Annotated in this window: 11 protein-coding genes and 1 riboswitch; of the genes, 8 read left to right on the forward strand and 3 right to left on the reverse strand. The window is 55.6% G+C overall.

Annotated elements, in window-relative coordinates; genetic code table 11:
* The 7 genes from ACR0IO_RS11155 to ACR0IO_RS11185 all read left to right on the forward strand — a co-directional run.
* Positions 1–750, forward strand: a 750-nt coding sequence (locus ACR0IO_RS11155) for an AMP-binding protein (protein WP_480741666.1), incomplete at its 5' end; no start/stop codon positions are given.
* A gap of 362 nt (positions 751–1,112) precedes the next feature.
* Complete coding sequence (locus tag ACR0IO_RS11160; RefSeq protein ID WP_480741668.1) at positions 1,113–2,360, forward strand: glycosyltransferase family 2 protein; 1,248 nt, start codon at positions 1,113–1,115, stop codon at positions 2,358–2,360.
* A complete protein-coding gene (locus ACR0IO_RS11165) occupies positions 2,357–3,307 on the forward strand; it encodes a lysylphosphatidylglycerol synthase transmembrane domain-containing protein (RefSeq protein WP_480741670.1) in 951 nt (316 codons plus the stop codon). Before ACR0IO_RS11160 ends, ACR0IO_RS11165 begins: the two co-directional genes overlap by 4 nt.
* Complete coding sequence (locus tag ACR0IO_RS11170) at positions 3,304–5,469, forward strand: glycosyltransferase (protein WP_480741671.1); 2,166 nt, start codon at positions 3,304–3,306, stop codon at positions 5,467–5,469. Before ACR0IO_RS11165 ends, ACR0IO_RS11170 begins: the two co-directional genes overlap by 4 nt.
* A complete protein-coding gene (locus tag ACR0IO_RS11175; RefSeq protein ID WP_480741673.1) occupies positions 5,451–7,028 on the forward strand; it encodes a B12-binding domain-containing radical SAM protein in 1,578 nt (525 codons plus the stop codon). The genes ACR0IO_RS11170 and ACR0IO_RS11175 overlap by 19 nt, the downstream gene beginning before the upstream one ends.
* Positions 7,025–8,743: a DUF7055 domain-containing protein gene (locus ACR0IO_RS11180; RefSeq protein WP_480741675.1), complete on the forward strand. Its 1,719-nt coding sequence runs from the start codon at positions 7,025–7,027 to the stop codon at positions 8,741–8,743. The genes ACR0IO_RS11175 and ACR0IO_RS11180 overlap by 4 nt, the downstream gene beginning before the upstream one ends.
* Positions 8,744–8,914: 171 nt before the next feature.
* Positions 8,915–10,141, forward strand: a complete 1,227-nt coding sequence (locus tag ACR0IO_RS11185) for a hypothetical protein (protein ID WP_480741677.1) — start codon at positions 8,915–8,917, stop codon at positions 10,139–10,141.
* Positions 10,142–10,227: 86 nt separating this feature from the next.
* On the opposite strand, the gene ACR0IO_RS11190 is transcribed toward ACR0IO_RS11185, so the two are convergent.
* The 3 genes from ACR0IO_RS11190 to ACR0IO_RS11200 form a co-directional block, all read right to left on the reverse strand.
* Positions 10,228–10,578, reverse strand: a complete 351-nt coding sequence (locus tag ACR0IO_RS11190) for a nucleotidyltransferase family protein (RefSeq protein ID WP_170333615.1) — start codon at positions 10,576–10,578, stop codon at positions 10,228–10,230.
* A 113-nt stretch (positions 10,579–10,691) separates the two neighbouring features.
* A complete protein-coding gene (gene thiC / locus ACR0IO_RS11195) occupies positions 10,692–12,482 on the reverse strand; it encodes a phosphomethylpyrimidine synthase ThiC (RefSeq protein WP_480741679.1) in 1,791 nt (596 codons plus the stop codon).
* Positions 12,483–12,592: 110 nt separating this feature from the next.
* A riboswitch (TPP riboswitch) is annotated at positions 12,593–12,712 on the reverse strand.
* A 141-nt stretch (positions 12,713–12,853) separates the two neighbouring features.
* Positions 12,854–18,226 carry a hypothetical protein gene (locus tag ACR0IO_RS11200; protein WP_480741680.1) on the reverse strand — a complete coding sequence of 1,791 codons (5,373 nt, stop codon included), beginning with the start codon at positions 18,224–18,226 and terminating at the stop codon, positions 12,854–12,856.
* Positions 18,227–18,498: 272 nt separating this feature from the next.
* Between ACR0IO_RS11200 and ACR0IO_RS11205 the strand changes: the two genes are divergently transcribed.
* Positions 18,499–20,592 carry a sulfotransferase gene (locus ACR0IO_RS11205; protein WP_480741682.1) on the forward strand — a complete coding sequence of 698 codons (2,094 nt, stop codon included), beginning with the start codon at positions 18,499–18,501 and terminating at the stop codon, positions 20,590–20,592.
* The last annotated feature ends 417 nt before the right edge of the window (positions 20,593–21,009 follow it).

Genomic DNA, 21,009 nt, shown 5'->3' on the forward strand with positions numbered 1-21,009 from the left:
GATATCGACCCCGATGACGAAACCCGCCAGCGCGTTCGCTTTGGCCGTTCGGCTTCGTCCGCATTGGCACCCGATGTCCAACAGGCATTTGAACATCGCTTTGGAATACCGATCGTTGAAACCATGGGCCTGACCGAGACGGCAGCGCAAATTTTGTCAAATCCTCTCCCGCCCGGTGTTCGCAAGATCGGCTCACCCGGTATCGCCTATGGGAACGAAGCGGCGATAGTTGACGCAAACCTGAAACAGGTGCCAGCCGGTACCGAGGGCGAGTTGGTTATTCGCGGGCCAAACGTGATGTTGGAATATCTCAGGAATGCTGATGCGACGGCGAGTACTTTCACTCCGGATGGTTGGTTGCGAACGGGTGATTTGGCGCGCATGGATGAAGACAGCTACGTCTATGTGACGGGGCGATTGAAAGAGCTGATCATCAAGGGTGGCGAGAATATTGCCCCCCGTGAGATTGACGAAGCGCTGTATTCCCACCCCGATGTCATTGAGGCTGCAGCTTTTGCCCGGCCCTGTAAAAGCTATGGCGAAACAGTTTCGGCAGCAGTCAAGATTCGGGACGGTTCAAACCTGACGCCGCTGGATCTGTTGGGCATATGTGAAAGCAGGTTGGGTAAGTTCAAATCGCCTGATGAGATTTACATATTGGCCGATTTGCCAAAGGGGCCATCCGGGAAGATTCAGCGAAACAGGATACTCGCATCGATCAATGAAAAGGCTGATGCAACGACGTCATAGGGTCTGGATCTTTTTAGGGTGTGAAATCGATGTCTCGGACGCTTCACAGCTTTTCTGAATCTCCGTGGCTTGTCATCTGCCGAGGGTGGCAGGCGTGGTAGTAGATACGGGCCGCCCGATGCCTGCGTAAGGCATTGTGATTAATGTGTATTACGTCCACTAGGGCCATGTTTCGGATGCGCGCGTCAAATGATCTGCAAAGCTGTTGCCGTGACAATTGATTGTCGTGTGGCTTTGGTTGTGCTTACCGAAGTCCCCGCCAAGCTCGAATTCGTCAGGTTGCGGTCACGATTTGGACGCAATTACCCTGTTTTTTAGCTTTTGTTGAATGAATCATACGGGCATCGGGAGCCTTCAGAGCAATGGTACCGCACGAAAACTCCGTCGCCATCGTCATGCCGTGCCTGAATGAGGCCGAGACTATCTCGGCCTGCGTCAGTCGCGCGCGCGAGGCGTTGGTGATGCTAAAAGACGAGTACCAGCTGACCGGGGAAGTAATCGTTGCTGATAACGGCAGCACGGATGGAAGTCAGAAACTGGCAGAAGATGCCGGTGCGCGCGTAGTCAATGTCCCGCAGCGCGGATACGGCGCTGCGCTGATCGGTGGATTTGCTGCAACCAACGCGGCCTATCTGGTCATGGGTGACAGCGATTGCTCTTACGATTTTGTCGAAGCCGTTCCGATGATCCGACGCCTGATGGATGGTGCAGATCTTTGCATGGGTAACCGGTTCAGCGGTGAGATCAAACCGGGCGCTATGCCCTGGAAAAACCGCTATATCGGCAATCCTGCCCTATCGGGTATCCTTCGGTTCCTGTTCCGTACCGAGATCGGCGACGCGCATTGTGGTCTGCGTGCGATCAAAAAAGAGGCGTTGAACCGACTTAACCTGTCTTCGACGGGCATGGAGTTCGCGTCGGAGATGTTGCTGAAATCCGTGTTACGGAAATTCACCATCGCCGAGGTTCCGATTACGTTGTCACCAGACGGGCGCGGACGCGCGCCGCACCTGAATCCGTGGCGTGACGGACTAAGACACCTGATCTACATGCTGATGCTCAGCCCTACATGGCTGTTTTTGGTGCCCGCCCTTTTCCTGTTTGCCATCGGCTTTGCGATCACTGTGTTGTTGCAATTGGGCGGTGACCAAGAAATGGTATTGATTGGCGGGTTCAAGTTCGGCGACCACTGGGCTGTTGTTGCCAGCGCATCGATGGTTCTGGCGTCCCAGACCATTGTGCTGTGGCTGGCCGCGCTGATGGGCAGCTATCGTGACGGATTACGCGTTCCAACAGAAAGGGCGCGGTACTGGCTGGGCTTTTCCCGCCTGCAATATTGGATTCTCGGTGGCGCATCTCTGGCACTTATTGGTGCGTTTTGGGTTGCGACAATCACCACCGGCTGGATTGCGTCGAACTTCGGGTCCTTGAACGAAATGCGGCCACTGATCGCGGCCTTCACGATGATCATTATCGGCGTGCAGCTGTTCTTTTCGGGTTTTCTTCTTTCCATCGTTGCCGGGAACAGATCCCGCCATGATGCGGTTCTGCCTGTACGTGAAACGGCCATCTCTGGTCACAGCGCTGCGGCGCTCAATCAACCGGCATGACCTGGCTAAGATCAGTAGTGTTTCTGGTATTGTCGCTGGTCCTCGTGACCTGCGCGGTTCTTTGGAGTGGCCTAGACCTTCGAGATCTGGTGCGTCGTTTGTCTGACGCGCCGCAGTGGTTGCTGATCAGCTTTTTTGCGCTGACCGGTCTCCAAATATCGATATCGGCGCTGAAATGGCGCATCGTCGTCCGCAAGATAACACCTGATCAAGCACCGCAGGAGTTTTCCTTTTTTCTGGCCTGCTCATCAGCTTCGGCGCTGTTGTCGCAATTGTTGACCACCTATGTTTCGTCGATCGTGGTTCGCGGTTGGGCCGGTCGCAGGTTCCACGATATTCCCTTTACTCGCGGGGCGGGCAGCTCGGTTTTCGAGCAGTTCTTTGACGTGGCTGTCCTGATATGTATGGCACTGGGAACCCTGATCACATGGACCATTGGCGGTGGCGCAATAACTTGGATTACCTGCACCATCATTGTTCTCAGTCTAGGCATGCTGGCGTCCATGCAACTGGATCGTCTGATCCCCGTATTGCGCAGGCTTCATCCTAGATTGGCAGAACATCCGGCTCTGCAGGATGATCGTGGTATCGCGCGGATATGTTCCGCGTCGACGGTGTCCCAGCTTTATGGCCTGTCGGTCCTGCGTTATCTATCCATACTGGTCAAAGCGCCACTGGTTGTGATTGCCCTTGGGTACTCGATTTCGTCGCTGGACGCGGCCCAGGGCTTTACCATCGTTCAGACTACACAGCTTGCCGCATTCACGCCGGGAAATCTGGGCCTTCAGGAGTGGGGCTGGTCCGGGGTATTGGCGTTTCTGGGGTATGGCTTTGAAAATGCATTGGAGTTTGCGCTTGCACTGCGGGTCGTGGGTTTTGCCAGCATGACTATCATCGCGCCGCTTCTGATGGCCCCAGCGTTTACGAAACGGAGGGTGTTGGCATGACCGAAACGTCACAGCCACAGGCGACCGTTGTCGTTGTCGCCCGGAATGCCGCGCAGACAATCAGCATGTGCATGAGGTCACTGCATCAGCAAAACCGCGCCCCGTCCGAGGTGATACTGGTTGATGACGGGTCGACCGACGAGACGGTCAAGCTCGCCATTGAGGCCTTTCCCGGCCTTAGGGTCATCACCAGTGCTACGCGTTCGATCAGCAAGAACCGGAATGTCGGTTGGAGATCGGCCAGTACCGAGTTTGTTGCCTTTCTGGATGCGGATTGTGAGGCCCCTGCGCACTGGCTTGAGAATCTGCTGAACGCGGCAACCCGGCTCGACGTTGCCGCAGTGGGTGGAGGCAATGCACCGCCAGCGGGCCAGAGCGCACATTATGATGCGCTGGCCATAATGCTTTCATCCTATATGGGGTCACGCGGTTCTTTGCAGGGACAGATACCCGTGTCTGAAGCAGCGGTGCCGCATATTCCAACGCTCAATGTGCTGTACAAAAGAGAAGCGCTTAAACGGGCGGGCGGTTTCGATCCGCGTTTCGCGCGCATGGGAGAGGACGAAGACCTTTCCCGGCGGTTGCGGGACATGGGGCAGTCGCTGGTGGCAATTCCGGATGCAGTTGTCGTGCACCATCAGCGTTCTGATCTGAGAAGCTGGGCAAAGAACATGTACGCGTATGGAAAAGGTCGCACCTGGCTGATCAGGCGTCACCCGAACGCTTGGTCGCCGGTGTTTCTTGTTCCGCCATTGGTACTGCTGGTGCTGCCGATTTACTTGATCTGCATTGCAGTGGTTTCCCTAGCATTGTGCATTGGGGTTAGAAAACCGGCGCTTTGGCTGCGATTGACCGCCCTTTTTGCAATGACGCATCTTCCATACGGTTTGGGTCAGATCGCCGGGCTGTTCATCAGCGGCGACAATCCCGATGCACGCCGCAAGCGCAGGCGCGTTGGGATGATTGCGCTCAAGAACGCAGGAAACAAAGGGGATGAGGCAATTCTTTGCGCGGTGTCCGAACGGCTGGAGAAATTCCTGTCCCAACCCGGAAATGCGGTGGACCCATATCTGATTGCCTTCGGACCAAGTGGAATTGACACCCGTCCGCTACCCGCCAGCAAAGAAGCGCGGGAACGTGTCATTCTGGACGCGCTGGCCCCGGCCAGCAGCTCGCGAGCGGTTCAGCCTCTTACCCTTATACCTGATGCATTGCGCAGCCTTGTGGTGTTTTCGGGCTTTCAGGGCATCTTTATCTCAGGTGGGCAATGGTTGCATGACCTGAGCTTGCCCAAGCACGTGGTCGTCTGTTCGCTTTTTGCCTTTGGTCGGTTGTTTCGCACGCGAACCGGTGTGTTCTGTATCGGGGTCGGGCCATTGCAGCGAGGTTTTTCCCGCCGGTTGACGCGATTGGCTTTGGGTCGCCGATCCCTTGTCATTACCCGCGATGATGCCTCGACCAAGCTGCTGCAGGATTGTGGTTTGAATCATGCAAGCACGGCGGCCGATCCGGCGCTTTTGCTGCCAACCTCACCGGTCACGGCATCTGCGAACCGCATACTGATATCCCCCTGCGCCTGGGCCAATTTCGAGAACCTGTATGAACTGGATCAGGCCAAGATCGACGAGAGCTTTCAAAACTGGACCAAACTGGTCACCCGATTGACCGAAGCCGGGCGCGAACTGGCCATGCTGCCGACCATGAATCCTGAAGATCGCGCCTTTGCCGAACAGATCGTCCAAACGACGGGCTGCGACATCGAATGTATTGAAACAGAGGAACTGCTGCCTTCTCAGGTGCAGGGCCATATCGCTGCATCGTCAGCGCTCATTTCAATGCGGCTTCATCCGGTGATTTTCGCCTCGAATTGTAGCACGCCGTTTGTTGCTCTGAACTACGCGGCTAAGGTCCGCGCCTTTTGCAAGCAGGCTGGGTACGAGGACCGTGTGGTTGAACTGAATGACCCCTGCTGGGCCGATACGGTGCTGCAAAAGCTTGACCAGCCAACCAAAGATGCGGCCCAGATCTCGTCGATCCGGTCAACGCAGATCGCGGCCCTGAACTCGGGTTATCAACTGCTTGAACAATGGTTGTCTGGCGTGGGAAAGACATCAATACCCGCACACGGAAAGGGACCAACGCAATGCGAATCGCCTTTGTAAATCCGCCTCTCAGAGACTGGCGTTTTTCCAGGTCTCAACGCAGTCCCGGGGTGATCAAATCGGGGACGTTGTACTATCCCTATTGGTTGGCGCATGCCACCGCATTGGCAATGTCGCGAGGCCATGAATGTCTGTTGCTGGACTGCGCCGCTGATGAGCTGTCGCGCGAGGATACCATCGACAGATTGCGTGACTTCGACGCCGAGCTGGTGGTGATCGAAACATCAACCCCCAGCGTTAACCATGATCTGGAAACCGTTGATCTGTTCAAGGCTGCTCTGCCGCAGGCCAGGTTCTGCTGTACTGGAACCCATGTAACGGCTGAGTGGCAAGTGGCCCTGACCCAAAGCAAGGCCTTGGATTTTGTCGCGATTGGCGAATACGACTTTACCATCTCCGAGCTTGCCGAGGCGCTTGAGCAGGGGCAGCCGATTTCGTCGGTTGACGGTCTGGCGTGGCGATCGGGCGATAGTTCGGAGCGGAGCGGTGATCGCACCCTGATCAGTGATATGGATGCGTTGCCTTGGGTGGCACCGGTCTACAAGCAGTTCCTGACACCTGAAAATTATCTGTTCACGATCGCGAACCAGCCCATGGTCATGCTGATCGGTGGTAGGGGCTGTAAGGCACGGTGCTTTTTCTGCGTATATCCGCAGGTGATGCATGGCCACAGCTATCGGTGTCGGTCGCCCGAAGATGTCGTGAACGAAATGAAATGGATTCAGGACAACATGCCTGAAGTTCAGGAGATCGTTTTCGAGGATGACACCTTTACCTCAGACCGGGTCCGTGCACAGGAAATTGCCCGGCTGGTCAAAGAGGCCGGTATCACGCTGCCATGGTTTGCCAACATCCGCGTCAACGTCGACTACGAAACGTTGAAAGCCCTGAAAGAAGCCGGGCTTCGGCAATGTGCGACCGGTTTTGAATCCGGTGACCAGACCCTGCTGATCAACATGCGCAAGGGTCAGACACTGCAGCAACAAAAAGACTTTATGGAGAACTGCCGCAAGCTGGGTATTCTCGTCCACGGCTGCTTTATGGTTGGATTCCCCGGTGAAACAAAAGAGACGCTGGCCAAGACCCTTGAGCTGGCCAAAGAATTGAATCCCGACAGTGCCCAGTTCTATCCGGTGATGCCCTATCCGGGCACCGGCGCCTATGAATGGGCACAGGAGGGCGGGTATCTGGCCACAACCAATTTCGACGAGTGGCTGAATCCCGACGGTCAGCACCGATGTGTTCTGGACCTGCCCGGTCTGTCGCCCAAGGATCTTGAGGATTTTTGCGAATACGCAGTGCGCAAGTTCCACTTCCGTCCGACCTACATGGTGCGCAAAGCGCTGCAGGCGGTTACAAATCCCAAGGAAGGCCTGCGTTCGGTAAACGCATTCAAGAATTTCCTGTTGTCGATCATCCGTGGTGACAAAGCGGTGACCAGTGCATTGCCGCCAAAGCAAACCGAAATTGACGAAGCCTGGAACGCCCGGACACGGGTGCCGCGCGGACGGATGGAAATGATCGAAGGAAAGAAAAGCCAGCTTAAACGCGCCAGTTGAGTAAGACGTTGCAAGCCTCAGACCTGCAATACGCCCGTGCTGGTGAAACCAGTGACCCTATGCTGCGCTATCAGTGGGCCATACGTGTTGCACTATGCGCCAAGCTCGGCTTCTTGGTGTTCTTCGCGTTCAACACCCAGTTCGTGATGGACGAATTCTGGCAGTTCGGGCAGTCTAAATATCTGGGCAATGGGTTCTTTGATACGATCTGGCCGTCCAAGGCGGTCGGCTATGCGGTGTTTTACAAACCGGCGCACTGGCTGGGTTGGGATGCGGTGTCGGCAATCATGATCGGCCGCTTGCAGACCGCTTTACTGGCCTGCGGAACGCTGGCCCTGCTGTATGGCATCACGCGGAAACTGGGTCAGGACCGGGTACGCGCGTTGCTGGTCATTCTGCTGGCCCTCAGCTTTTCAACCTTTATCGAGCGGGTATTTCGTACCCGATCCGAGTCTCTGGCGCTGTTTTTCGCAACTGCTGCGCTGTATTGGATCGTGTCCCGAGACATATCTCGTGCAAAGACTATTCTGATCGCCGGATTGTTCAGCGGGCTTGCCTTCATCGCGACGCAAAAGGCGGTTTACTTCAATCTCGCGCTTGGCCTTGGACTGGTGGTTGAGGCGCTTTTGCGTCTGGATCTACTGACAATGCTTAGGCGCGGCCTAATGCTGGTCGCCGGGTGGGTCATTCCCATTCTTGTCTACAGTATCGCGTTCGGTGGCTGGGACAGTCTGACGATACTGACCTCTCTTTTCCAAGGCCCGCTCAGGGTCGCCACAAGCGGACATGTCTATTACACCACTTTGGGGATGTTTTATGGGCAGACGATCGAGCGAAATCTGCTTCCTTATCTGCTCGCCGCTTTTGGACTGCTGGCTAGTCTATACAGGTGGAGGAAGCTGACACCCAGGCATAAGGTTGCGCTGGTTTTCACCCTTGTCATGATTGTGCTGATTGCACGTCATAATCAGCCCTGGCCCTATGTGTTTATCATGTTGATCCCGTTTCTGTGCCTTTGGGCCCCGGCCACACTGGACTACGCGGCACGCGGCAAGTTGCAGGCCAGATTGATCCATGCGGTATGGATCGTTGCCGTTCTTCTCAGCTTTGCCCGCAACATCACATATATTGAGCACGACAACCGGGCTGAGATTGATCTCATCCGGCAGGTCGAAACTCTGCTTGGGCCCAACGAAAAGTATTTTGATGGTATAGGTATGCTGTCAAACCACGCGGAATCTCAGCGCCGGTGGCTTGATACGCGACAGGTTCACATCGCGAATACCGAAGGCGAAGCTTCGGACTTCATGCGCAAACTGCGTGCCGTACCACCGCATTTGATCATTGACACCTACCGAACACAAAAACTGCGCGAGCTGATGAAACCGTTTCTTAAAAACTCCTATGTTCGGGTTGCGCCGAACATTGGCGTTCCGGGAGTTCGCTTATCGGATGTCAGCGAAGTGACGTTCGAAACGCCTCATGAGCAGGAGTTCGGACTGTTCGACAAAAGCGGGCAACCTGTGGCGGTGTCATTGTTGGTCGAGGACGAACCAGTGCAGCTGCCGGTGCTGTTGAAACCAGGGCCAAATCGCGTGCGTTTGGATGGCGTTGTCGATTGGCCTGTTTTCCTGCTGCCTGCGCACAAACCATATTCGGGCCTCCATCCGATTCCTGCACCCGAGCCGATTTTTGTGAGGGTCTATGATTACTGAAACGAGCAAACGCCGTTCATGCAGCGCTGTTTGCCTGATTGATACCACCCAACCTGCGGATTGATTAAAAGGTCCAATTTGAACCTAGGATTCTCATAGTCGGACACGAGCCTTAATTTCACCACCTTCTCGGGTGAGAGAAAATCCAGAGCATCAGTTTGGATCATATTTATGACAATGAATTCAATCGTTTTGGTCGCCGGCTTATTCGCAGTATTAGTGGGGATACGGTCTCGCAATCCGCGGCCGGCAGAAATCGACCTGATCGCAAACCCACAAACCCGGCAGGGGACCATTGGTCTGTATTTGTTGCGTGGGCCTTACACGTTCATTGACCCCAGCGCGGACCCAACGATGTTGTTTAGTTTCCGCTACGGCGAAGGTTCGTTTACCTTGAAAACGGTGGCATGGGCACTTGGGCTATCCTCCGTCTTTGTGGTCAGTGCAATCTACTTGGGCTGGGCGCTTTTTGATATCACAACCTACGGAGCGTGGAGCTTTTTTAACGATGACGTTCCAGCGAACAAGCGTTGGTTTCAGGCAGCCATCAGCGTGCTGCCCATGTTTGCGTTTGTTGCGGCGGCAGTAGATCGGAACAAGCTGAGTGCCCGTTTCTTTGGGGGATCGGACACTTATTATGATCTGGCGTATCAGATCGGCTACGGTGTGTTTCTGATTGTGCATAGTCGGGTCTTCGAAAACACTGGGCTGTTTATGATGTCCGGTTTCCTGGTCGCTTTGGTGCCGAACGAGCGTAAGATGGCCTTTGTGCTTGGGTTGGCTTTGTGTGCGGCATTTGTGCTGGGTTATCTGGGTAATCTGGGTGCGACCCACGGAGCGATGTTGATCTTCATCCTATTTATCGCCGTCAGTGCGTGGCTTGCGTTTGTCGCGATGGTTGAAATTCTCAGCGCGTTGCGATGGCATGATGCCGGTGATGTGGCCATCGTCGCCGGGCTGGTCTGCATTGCAGCGATCGGGCTTATGTTTGCGCTGATTATCCCGTTTCTGATGGTGTTCGTTCTCTATGCAATCATGGTTTTGACACATGAAAGCGTAAGTAACGACTGGGTGAACCTGGTAGGTCCGTTCCGCGAGGGTGGTGTCCCGGCTGCCATTGTGCTGAGCATTGCCTGTATTCCACCACTCCTGCCAACGTTGTGGATCATGTGCCGTGGTCTGGGTACGCTGATTGCCAGAAATACCCCCATGATGTCCCGTTTCATTGCAGAGCTTAAGGTGAGTGAAGGGCCCCTGAACCAATCAGGGTTTGACAATCTGATGCGCTCGTATCGCAGTGCCAATGTTCTGGGTTTCGGAGTATCCACGGTAGCGACCTTTGCATTGCTGGCCGCTGCGTTGTGGATACTCAGCACCGTCTTTACAGTGACTGGCTGAAGCCCTTCGGGCTTCGCCAACCGTTTCGGCGGCCGCTGCACCAGTTTTCGAAGCTTTGCGGGTCAATTCACCTGCATGTGCAACAACTAACCGGCCTCGTCTTCGAAGTACTGACGAAAGAAAACCGTGACGCCTTCGGATTTTATCGATCTTTCGATGGCCAGTCCTGCCCCCGGTGCAAACCACTCAAGCTGAACCCTGTGATTCAGCGCAGCTTCCAGATCTTCCACCCGGCGGTCATGCCAGTCCATATAGGCCATCTGAGCATAATGATGCGGGCTGGCCGGGAACACTTGTATTGCCAGATCAAAGTCGCTGTTTGCGGAATGCGTACCACGAGCCCGGCTGCCGAAGAGGATCACTTTTCGAATAATTGAATGCTGCTTTGCCCAATATTTTATGGCGTTGCTGTGTTGCTCGCTCAGTCCGTTAGTCACCGGTAAACCCTGTTTTTTGCCTGATGCGGTCTATTTAGGTGTCCAATGTAACATCTCCTAGATCCGGATTTCAGACGGATGCGAGACCGGTTGGACCGGTCTCGCCATATCGGTCAGTCTTCAACAGGCAGGTAAAGATCTCCACCTTCCCGGAACTTGGCGGCCATGGCCTCCATTCCTTCTTTCTGCGCCTCGGACCGGATGTCGTGGCTGATCCGCATCGAGCAGAATTTCGGCCCGCACATCGAACAGAAATGAGCGACCTTGTGCGCTTGTTTCGGCAGAGTCTGGTCGTGGAATTCGCGCGCGGTGTCGGGGTCGAGCGACAGGTTGAATTGATCTTCCCAACGGAATTCAAACCGGGCACGCGACAGGGCATCGTCACGGCGTTGCGCGCCTGGAAGTCCCTTTGCCAGATCCGCCGCATGGGCGGCGATCTTATAGGTGATCACGCCGGTTTTCACGTCGTCCCGATCCGGAAGCCCCAGATGCTCCTTGGGCGTGACGTAACAGAGCATCGCGCAACCGAACCAGCCGATCATCGCCGCGCCAATGCCACTGGTGATGTGGTCATAACCGGGTGCGATGTCGGTGGTCAGGGGGCCAAGCGTGTAGAAGGGGGCCTCGTGGCAGCACTCCAGCTGTTTGTCCATGTTCTCTTTGATCTTGTGCATCGCCACATGGCCGGGGCCTTCGATCATTACCTGACAGTCCTTTGCCCAGGCGATCTTAGTCAGCTCCCCCAGCGTCTCGAGCTCGGCAAACTGTGCTTCGTCATTGGCGTCAGCAATGGAGCCGGGACGCAGACCGTCCCCGAGACTGAACGACACATCATAGGCCCGGCAGATGTCGCAAATCTCATCGAAATGCTCATACAGGAAGCTTTCCTTGTGGTGATGCAGGCACCACTTGGCCATGATCGATCCGCCGCGCGACACGATGCCCGTCACCCGGTTCACCGTCATTGGAACCATGTGCAGGCGCACGCCCGCATGGATGGTGAAATAGTCCACGCCTTGTTCGGCCTGCTCGATCAGCGTGTCACGGAACACTTCCCATGTCAGGTCCTCGGCAATGCCATTGACCTTTTCCAGCGCCTGATAAAGCGGCACCGTGCCGATCGGAACCGGTGAGTTGCGGATAATCCATTCACGGGTGTTGTGGATATTGCGGCCTGTGGACAGGTCCATGACCGTGTCGGCGCCCCAGCGGATCGACCAGACCATCTTGTCCACTTCCTCTTCCATCGAAGAGGTAACAGCCGAAGTGCCCATGTTGGCGTTGATTTTGACCAGAAAGTTGCGCCCGATGATCATCGGTTCGCTTTCGGGGTGGTTGATATTGGCGGGGATGATCGCGCGACCTGCGGCGACCTCATCCCGCACAAATTCCGGAGTCACATAGTCCGGTATGTTGGCACCCCAATCATTGCCTTCACGTTGCTCGGCCACTGCCTCGCGCAGCTGGTTTTCGCGGATGGCAATGAACTCCATCTCTGGCGTCACGATCCCGGCGCGGGCGTAAGCGAGTTGCGTCACCGCCTTGCCATCTGTTGCGCGCAGAGGCCGCGGGCGCACCGGGAATTCGGGCGTCAGGCGGTCGCCTTCTACAAACCCGTTATCCTCGGGTTTGATCTCGCGCCCTTCATACTCCTCGACATCACCGCGCGCCTCGATCCATTTGCGACGTAGTGGGGTCAGGCCCTCACGAATATCAGTGATTACGTTCGGGTCGGTGTACGGGCCTGAGCTGTCATAGACCGGCAACGGCGGCTCACCCGCTGTCGGGTGTACCGAAATCTCGCGCATTGGAACGCGGACGTCAGGGTGCAGTGTGCCATTCACGTAGATCTTACGCGATGCAGGCAGTTCACCAGTGGTGATCTTGGGATTGGGGACATTCATGTTGGTGCTCCTCAAGCAGTTCAACTCAAAAAGACACCAGATGAGTTTTGGCTTGGGGAAACGAGAGGGTGTACGGCCCCCTTGTTCGGAGAACGCCTGCCCGGATCCGTGGCCTGCGCGCCCTAGCTTCCTACGCCAGTATCAACTGGGTCAGGTTCAAAGGGTCGCGTCGCCGGGCAATGCCCCGTCAGCCTCTCAGTCCCCTCGGTGGGACTCCCCTGCGTGACCTTTGGTTAGCTCAGGCACCACGTCTGAGACAAGCCCTTATTCAGCCATGTTTCGATTTACATAAACACAGCGTTAGGTAGGAGGGCGCTGTCATCAGGAATTTGCCTCTGCGGCACCGGGTAGGTGCCGCAGAGATTTTTGTTTTAGAACGACCACTTAAGACCGGCGCGCAGGAACGGGCCCTGAGCATTGTCGCCGATCTCCTGTTCAGCCTTCAGCTCCAGCAGCATGTCCTGAACCAGATCTTTCTCATAACCCACTGCGACGCTTGCACCGGTAAAGTCTGTCGATGCAAAGATCACATTCTGAGTTGATGAGAAGACGGAGACATCGGCCTGCGAATCCCCCAGACCTCGGCGCAGCACACCGCTTAGCTGGCCTGACAGAACTCCGCCATTGTTGAATTGTTTTTCAACTTCGGCACCCAACCGGGCTTCGATCACCTCGGTTGTGATGTCTCCGACAGTAGCATTCGCGATCGAGCCGGTTTCCGTGTAACCATCATCCTTTTGATTGGTATATCTGGCGTCGGCAAAACCGATCAGCCCGAAATTGTCGCTGACATCGAACGCGCGCTCAACACCGATATGTGCAGTCAGCAAGGTGCTGTCATAATCTGCCTTTGCATCGGCGCTGCCCGTGATCTGACGTGTTCGATCAGTCGAAAGCCAGCCGTAACCAAGCCCGGCCTCAACCGTGAACGCGCCAAACTGGCGACCCACCGCTGCATCCAGATAGAAGCCGGTGGTGTCAAAGTCGGTCGTGCGGCTATCACCATCGGCCGTGAACACGCCCATACCAAAAGCCAGTGCAATGCCGTTTTCTGTCTGGCCGGAAAGTCCGGCACTGCCGTTGAACAGCTTCACATCGGTTTTGACGTCAGGATCGTTCTCGAACTCGCGATATTCTGCGTCGATCATTGCAAACGGGCGGAACCCACCGAAAGTCGCACCGGGCGCATTTCTGAACGAAACACCTTGTGTTACCTGCGGGGCTTGCTGGAACTGCAGCGCATTGCCGCTGCTGCCTACTACGCTGCCAAACATGGCGACGACATCGCCCGGCGTTGCAACGTCGGTCCCGTCAACGACAGCATATACCGGAGCTGCCCCACCTTCGTTCTGGACAAACCAGGCAGAGTCCTGATCCGAAATCTTGGTGGTGAATGTTCCCACAGTTGGTGCGGCGTCCTCAAAGCTGAAGACTTTGCTACCCCCTTGTGCGTCCAGATTCACATCGTGATCACCAACACGGATCCGGCCCGAGATGTTGTCTTTCGTATCTACGTTCAGGACACCTTTGCCGGTTCCCAGATAGATCGCATAAGCATCACCGCCGTCGGAAGTGGCCGAGATGGTTCCCACATCCGTAATCACGCCGTCAAAGTTCTCGAAATACAGACCATATGCATTCGCAGCGGGACCACCCGTTGCGCTTGCCGTGATAGATCCGGTGTTTGAGAACGTGCCCTGCATATTCTCGATCCAGATACCCGCAGCCAGCGCTTCGGCATCGTTAGTGCCGTTCGCTATTGCTGCAGCGGCGCTGATGGTGCCTGTGTTGGAGATGTCTGCGGTGACCTCATCATAGAGCAGGATCGACTGCGCCCTGACATTCTTGGCACCTTCGGCCCGAACCATGATGCTGCCGGTGTTCGCAACGCGACCCCCGGTGTTCCCACGCACATAGACGCCACGCGCGGTAGCATCATCTGCATCTGAAACACTGGTGGTTCTGATGGTGCCAGAGTTCGAGAGCGTGCTGTCAAAGCCGTCCCTGATCTGGATGGCGCCTGCATAAGCTGACGCACTTGTTTCACCTTTGGCTGAAACAGTGATGGAGCCGCTGTTGGTGATGTCGCCCGCGACATCGTCCCCGACATAGAGACCATATCCTTCGGCCTCGTCCGTGGCATCCGTGGAGGTCACGCTGATCGAACCCGCATTGGTGAAGCTGCCCGCTAACGCGTTGCTGATATAGACACCGCCTGCTGTTGCAGAGGTTTCACCATCGGCCTTAACCGTGATTGCTCCGCTGTTCGAAACGTTGCCGTCTACTCCGCTCGCGTAGATGCCATACGCTTGCGCTTCAGAGCCAAGACCCTGCGCCTGCGCTGATATCGTGCCGCTGTTTGCGATGTTCCCACTTACAAGCGCACCGGCATAGAAACCTGCTGCCGAAGCAAAGGAATCGGGTGCAGTTGCCTGTGCCGAGATCGTGCCGGTATTGATAAAGTCACCATCCAGCGTTGAGGATGAGTAGATGCCATATGCATAAGCCTGGGATTCATCGGCGATCGCCTGCACGGTTATGACGCCGTTGTTGATCGCATTTCCTTCGAACCCACCACTGACATACAGGCCATAGGCTTCGGCCGAGGATGTTTCGTCCTGTGCAAAGGCATTGACGGAGCCGGAATTGAAGAAGTCTCCGGTAAGTCCGCTGCGGATATAGAATCCATAGACGGTCGCAGATGAGTAACCCTCTCCTCGGGCGCTCACCGAACCGGTGTTGACGATATTACCGGTCATCCCGCCTCTGACATACAGGCCGTAAGCTTCTGCTTCTTCCGTTTCGTCAGTCGCGACTGCACTGATTGAACCGGAATTCACAAAGTTACCTTCAAGGCCATTGCGGATGTATATACCCGCGACGGTCGCTGAAGAATTCCCTTCACCTCGGACCGAGATGGTGCCGGTGTTGATGATATCGCCTTCCATTTCGCCGCTGACATACAGACCATAGGCATAAGCCTCATCCGTCTGGTCGATGGCGACGGCACTGATCGTTCCGCTGTTGCGGAAGGTTCCGTTGAAATCGCCGTTGATTTCAAAGGCTGTCGCAGTGACCGAGGAATAACCCTCGCCACGAATGTCGACAGTGCCAGTGTTGATGATGTTTCCGGTCATGCCATTGCGAACTTGAAGCCCAAAAGCCTCGACTTCATCATCCACGACATCGCGTGCATGCACCGTAATCGTTCCGGTGTTGACGAAATCGCCTGTCAGCCCATCGCGTATATCGAATGCGATCGCCGTAGCTGACGATACCCCATCCGCACGAATGTTGACGTTGCCGGAGTTGAAGATGCTTCCGGTCATTGCGCCGCCAACATACAACCCGGTGGCAACGCCCTCGTCATCGCTCGAGTTGGCCGAGACAGAGATGGAGCCCTGGTTTACGAAGTTGCCATCAAGATCTTCACCAATGTAGAAGCCTGCGGCATTGGCCTCGGTCACTGCATCGTGGCGCACGGCGACGGAACCAGTGTTGATGACATCGCTCGAGACACCGCCGTCTACGAAGACGCCGCTTGCATCCGGTGGGACAACTGCAAATGGTGGTGGAGGGGGAACAGGTCGTGACCGAGCAGCGGCGCTAACCGATCTGACGTCGATGGTGCCCGAATTAAAGAAGGCTCCGTCCAGCCCCTCGCCGAAATGGAAGCCGCGGGCGGAGGCAGAAGTCTGTCCCAACGCGCGCACAACCACCGAACCGCTGTTGCCGACATTCCCTGTCATATCGCCGCCACTGTAGAATCCGGCAGCAGATGCAAAGTCAGCGGTTTCCGTCGCCTGTGAGATCAGCGCGCCGGTGTTGACGAAATCGCCGTTCACATCGGAGGACGAGTATATGCCGTATGCATAAGCTCCATCCTCTTCGGCAAATGCCGTAGCCGAGATCGTCCCGCTGTTGGTGACGTTACCGTCCACGCCGCTTGAGACATACAGGCCATACGCTTCGGCGGAATCGGTCTGATCTGTGGCAATAGCGGTCACTGAACCGGAATTGTTGAAATCACCGGTCAGGCCGCTTGTGATGTAAAAGCCGGCAATGGTCGCAGAGGAATACGCATGTCCGATCGCCTGAACCGATCCGGAGTTGACGATATTGCCAGTTATGCCGCCGCTGACATACAGGCCATAGGCTTCAGCTTCTTCGGTTTCATCAGTCGCAATGGCAGTGATCGATCCGGTGTTGTGAAAGTTGCCTTCCAGTCCACCGCGAATCTCGAATCCTGCGACGGTCGCCGATGAGTAGCCGTCGCCCCGGACAGCAATGGTGCCGCTGTTAAAGATATCGCCTTCCATGCCGCCACGCACGGTCAGGGCATAGGCCTCGGCTTCGTCATCAGTGGTGTCTGTGGCGTTGACGGTTACAGTTCCGGTGTTGACGAAGTTACCGGTCAGGCCACCACGGATATCAAAGGCTGCTGCTGTCGCCGAAGAAACGCCCTCGGCCCGAATATCGATGCTGCCCCCGTTGACGATGTTACCGGTCATGGCTCCGCTCACGTAGAGACCATTGGCAACGCCTTCGTCGTCGGTTGAGTTCGAGACAACCGAGATAGAGCCGGTATTCGAAAAGCTGCCATCGAAATCGCCGGACAGATAGACGGCGGCGGCGGTGGCTGATGAGCTTGCGTTGGCGCGAACGTTGATTGAACCGCTGTTCACCACGTTTCCGGTCGTGTCGCCTTCTACATACAGTCCTGCGGCATCAGCTTCGCCAGAGGTCGCAGTCGCCGTTGCCGTAATCGTTCCGGTATTGTTGAAGCTTCCGTTCAGATCGCTTTCCAGGTGGTAGGCCCAGGCCGTGGCCGTCGTCTGCCCGGTTGCAACGGCCTGCACGTTGCCATTGTTGATCAAGTTGCCGTTGGCGTTGCCCTGAATTTCGACGGCAATAGCCTCGGCATTGGTGCCGTTGTTGGTCGCGGTGGCCTGCAGCGTGCCCGAATTGTTGACATCGCCATTCAGCGCCCCGGTAATCAGGATCGTGCGGGCTTCGAGGGTCGAGCCGTTTTCAGCAGTGGCGCTGATCGTGCCGCTGTTGTCGATATTCGTGCCGACATCGCCGGCGAACACAAGCCCAAGTGCAGAAACATCGCTGGTTCCAGCTGCGCTTGCGGTGGCTGAAATTGTGCCCGAGTTGAAAACTGAACCTGTCGATTCAACGCCGTTTGTGAACAGCGCGCCAAGTGCGCTTGCGCTGCCGCTGCTGGTGGCCTGTGCATTCGCAGTGACGGTGCCGGTGTTCACAAATGCACCGCTATAGTCTCCGCCCATCAGGAAACCAAATGCCGCCCCATAGGTGCTGCTGCCGGCGTTGATAGCTATCGTGCCGTTGTTGATGATCTCACCGGTCGCGCTGAGATCCCCGTCCAGAAGCACGCCGAATCCGGTGGCGCTGGCCGAAGAGGGGCCCGAAATTGTGCCGTTGTTGATCGCTGTGCTGGAATAGTCCGTATCAATGAGAACGGCCGGACCGCCGCTGGTGGTCAGGTTGACCGCTCCGGTTGCCGTAATTGTGGTATCCACATCGCTGGAAACAACTGCTCGGGTGTTTTGTGTCGTCGAAATGACCTGCGATTGCGCAGTTCCAACCGACAATGCCACAACAGAAGCCGAAACAAGGAACAGCGACGGCGCAACACTCGCCACTTGCCCTTTCCATTTCACAATACGACCCCCGCGCGCCACACGAGTGTGTGGGCGCTTTATTGCGCTACTCTTCATTTTCCGAAAACCCCCTCGGAATTTTATTTGTTTACTATAGGTAAATTAGCTAGCTAGCTGCGAAGCTGGGCACAAATGTGACTTTTGTATAAACCTTTCAAATATTTTGCGGTATTGCACATACCACACACTACATATCGTTTTGATACTTGGTGTTATCCGGAAAATCTGGCCAATAGACTGGGCTATAAGAATGCTCTACGAGTAGCTGGTCGATCCAAAAAACATGCGCTTTTGCAGGTCAAAAACGCTGCAGGAATGAGGTAAAACTAATGGCAAGGCAGCAGCAGCTTTCGGTGCAGGATGCGTTCTCACAAGGCATGTCTCACTATGAAAAGGGACATCTCAAACCTGCTGTGGGTCTGTTTTCCGAGATTGTTCGCGCAGCACCACAATTTGCACCGGCGCATCACATGCTGGGATTGATCGCATTTCAAACCGGCCAGCTTGATCCCGCCGTCAAAGCGCTTGGTGAGGCCGTGCGATTGCAGCCTGAGAATGGTAACTTCCTGACGAACTTCACCGAAGTACTGCGCGTTGCCGGTCAATTGGATCAGGCACGAGAGATTGGAGAGCGCGCGGCGCGAATCGTACCCGGCAGCGCCGCGGCACATTCGAATCTCGGTTTGGTCTACTATGATCAGGGCCATCTTGATCAGGCAGAAGCGTCTCAGGAACGTGCGCTGGCTTTGGCCTCCGAATTCGACCGCGCGATCAACAATCTGGGAAGCATCGCGCGCGACAACGGTGATCGAGATAAGGCGGCACTGCTGTATCAAAAGGCGCTGAGGATCAATCCGGCATCTGCCGAGACGGCCAACAATCTCATCTCGGTGCTGATTGAGGTGGAAAAACTGTCCGAGGCCCGCAGCGTTGCGGAAAACCGGCTGGAGCAAACACCGCGTGACGCCGAGCTGCACCGGAATTTCGGACGGTTGTTCATGCTCGAAAACGATCTGGACAAGGCAGAGAACGCGTTTCGAAATGCCATTGCTCTGGATGGGAACAAAGCCGACAGCTTTGTTGGTCTGTCGCAGGTTCTGTTTGAGAAGAACCATCCAAAGCTTGCCCTTATTGAAGCCGAGCAGGCACTGCGCTTGGATGAAAACAGTGCAACGGCGTGTCATCAGGCAGCGATGGCCAAGGCTCATTTGGGCGATGTCGCAGGCGCGACAGCTTTGTATGAACGCGCCATGGAGCTGAAGCCGGATCTGACTGCAAGCCGTCTTGCATTGGGCCATCTGGCTATCGAACAGGGCGATTTTGAGATTGCGCGTCAGCATTTCGAGACCGCGGCAGAATCGGCTGATGACAAGCTTAGCGCTCTGATCGCTTTGGCGCGGCTGGAAAAAGTCACCGAAGAAAGTCCCGTATTTCAGCAGCTGGAAGCCGTCCTGCCGGACGCTGCGGATATGCTGCCGCAAAAGGCGGTCGCCTATCGTTATGCAATGGGTGATTGTTATGAAAAGCTGGGGCGTTATGATGAAGCTTTTGAGAATTACGAGAAAGGGGCGCGGATCAAGCGCTCGCTTGTTGCCTACGACCCATCAGAAACTGATGAGCTGACGGATGACCTGATCGCCACGTTTGACCAGTCCATGATTGAACGTTTGCGCGGCAACTCCATTTCAAGTGAAAAGCCAATCTTTGTGGTTGGCATGCCGCGTTCGGGCACAACGTTGACCGAGTCAATTCTGGATGCACATCCCGAGGTGGTCGGCGCCGGGGAACTGAACGACCTGCAGAACCTTTTTGGGCGTCTGGATGATGGGGCATCGAACGTGCCGCGATCTGTACGCTCAGTCACTGATGAGACCCTGACCCGCCGCGCCGAGGACTATGTGGATGCTTTGTCTCTTCATGCGCCGGGTGCTGGTCACGTCGTTGATAAAATGCCTGCGAATTTTCAGTTGATCGGTCTGATTCATGGGATCATGCCCAACGCAAAGATCATCCATATCGACCGCGATCCGTTGGACATATGTCTGTCCTGCTATACCCGCCTTTTCGAGCGCAGCCAGTTGCACAGCTACGATCAGGAAGAGCTTGGACGGTATTACAACAACTACGTGCGTCTTATGAACCACTGGCACGCGACACTGCCCAAAGGCGCTTTTCACAGCATCCGCTATGAGGAGCTGGTGGACGATATCGACAGCGTGGCACGCGGGATCATCGACTATTGCGGGCTGGAGTGGACCGATGCCTGCCTTGAGTTCTACTCGGGTAAGCGACGTGTAAGAACCGCCAGTGTGCAACAGGTGCGCCAGCCGCTCTACTCTTCGTCCAAGGCCAAGTGGCGTCGGTATGAACGCCATTTGCAGCCCCTGATCGATACGATAGGTGACCGTCGGATTGTATCTTGACCCGCATGCTCAAACCATCTCCGGCGGTTCAGAAGCAAATAGTTTGACCGTGGTGATTTTCTGCCATGGGTCATTCTTGGAACCAGGCCCTTTCGTTTTGTGCTAGTTCCCCCTTGGTTCGTTGTGGTTCCCGGGGCCAAAAGAACTAACAGCACCAGCCCGGGCTACCTTAGGTGCACAAGGACTATCTCCATGCGCTGTTCCGCAGCGCATTCTTGATAGCTCGCCCTATCTTGGCGAGAAGCGCCGTAACGGGGTGGAAGAAAATAGCATGGGATCACTGCACTTGAATCGTGTATTTTTGATTGTGGCCAACACAGTTTTGTAGACACGATCACCACAATCAAAAAGAGCTTAAAACGGTTAAGCTCCAAGAGTTTGCTAAAGTACCGTCAAGCGCTTCCAGGACTAATCATC

It is taken from the genome of Ruegeria sp. CE12 (assembly GCF_056537525.1).

What these genes read in the sequence shown, in the direction of transcription:
- ACR0IO_RS11160 (WP_480741668.1), top strand. Translation starts at nt 1,113, where the DNA reads ATGGTACCGCACGAAAACTCCGTCGCCATCGTCATGCCGTGCCTGAAT.
- ACR0IO_RS11165 (WP_480741670.1), top strand. Translation starts at nt 2,357, where the DNA reads ATGACCTGGCTAAGATCAGTAGTGTTTCTGGTATTGTCGCTGGTCCTC.
- ACR0IO_RS11170 (WP_480741671.1), top strand. Translation starts at nt 3,304, where the DNA reads ATGACCGAAACGTCACAGCCACAGGCGACCGTTGTCGTTGTCGCCCGG.
- ACR0IO_RS11175 (WP_480741673.1), top strand. Translation starts at nt 5,451, where the DNA reads ATGCGAATCGCCTTTGTAAATCCGCCTCTCAGAGACTGGCGTTTTTCC.
- ACR0IO_RS11185 (WP_480741677.1), top strand. Translation starts at nt 8,915, where the DNA reads ATGACAATGAATTCAATCGTTTTGGTCGCCGGCTTATTCGCAGTATTA.
- thiC (WP_480741679.1), bottom strand. Translation starts at nt 12,482, where the DNA reads ATGAATGTCCCCAATCCCAAGATCACCACTGGTGAACTGCCTGCATCG.
- ACR0IO_RS11200 (WP_480741680.1), bottom strand. Translation starts at nt 18,226, where the DNA reads ATGAAGAGTAGCGCAATAAAGCGCCCACACACTCGTGTGGCGCGCGGG.
- ACR0IO_RS11205 (WP_480741682.1), top strand. Translation starts at nt 18,499, where the DNA reads ATGGCAAGGCAGCAGCAGCTTTCGGTGCAGGATGCGTTCTCACAAGGC.